The organism is Streptomyces mutabilis (assembly GCF_014649815.1).
GTDB lineage: Bacteria > Actinomycetota > Actinomycetes > Streptomycetales > Streptomycetaceae > Streptomyces > Streptomyces mutabilis.
The window spans coordinates 1-993 of sequence record NZ_BMTT01000099.1 but is presented as its reverse complement, the minus strand read 5'-3'; the positions used below and the strand labels follow the sequence as shown (position 1 = coordinate 993).

The following is a 993-nucleotide window of genomic DNA, read 5'->3' as shown; positions in this document are numbered from 1 at the left end:
GAGTTGGGTCCGGGTGGTATGGATCCAGAGACCAGAGTCGTATTCGGAGCTTTTGAAGCCGATTTGTCGTAAGAAAGCATTTAGTGTATCATACCAGATACGGGCAGATGGGATCAGTCCATAGAGGGACTGGCGGAGTTCACAAACCAGGTCTCCAGAGCCTTCTTTGAATCCCTGAACTTGGGTCATAAAGACACGTTTATCTGTGGGCATTTTTCCATTTAGGAAAGCAAGGATGGCATCTGCCTTTCGAGTATGCCAGCCAAGTAGAGTGGCCAGTGCCGTAAGGGTTCTAGTGGTATTTTCATCTACCACTGGGGCGTATGATTCCATGAAGTCCTTGTCAAGTAGATTTCCACGGATCACCCAGCGAGCTTTAGCTTGGTAGTCCCTTGTAATAGGGGTACCAGGGATTTCTTTCTTTTTGTATACCCACCGGCCAGGGATGACTTTGGCCCCTGGTGGTAGGTCAGAACGGCGAATGAGTTGCCAGCAGCCTTTCTCTTTGAGTTGGTTGACTTCCTTTTGCATGGCAGCTTGCCATTTAGCAGCATCAGGATGGGATATGGCCTGCTTATAAGAAGTAGGCGTGTTGTCTTCTGATGAAGGAATGGTTGAAGTGGCAAAGTAAGCTAGGGACATGCCTTTGGCAGGTCGGAGCCATATATCTTGGTCATTGAGAGGTTCATCTTCAACTAATTGAGTTGGGTTTTCTTCGGTAGGGGTGCTGGGACCTTTGGGAGTGGTAGTTGTAGGATCTTTGTAATCCTCATCAAATATAACATCATTGGTGACAAAGACGGTGTCAGTTTTAGGGTCCCAAACACGATATTGATGGCTACTAATTTGGCCAATGAGGAAACAGCAGTGAGAACGTGAATCAAGCTTATTTCCAGGTTTATCTGGTCCATGCCGATGGACCCAGGCTGGACACCCCCAACGGCGATATCCGGGGAGTGAAGAAACGGATGAATTAGTCCACGCTGCCAACGG

At 48.1% G+C, this 993-nt stretch carries 1 protein-coding gene; it reads right to left on the bottom strand.

Annotated elements, in window-relative coordinates; genetic code table 11:
- Positions 1 to 993 (bottom strand): reverse transcriptase domain-containing protein (locus IE142_RS39630; protein WP_191889408.1); only part of this gene is annotated, 993 nt, incomplete at both ends.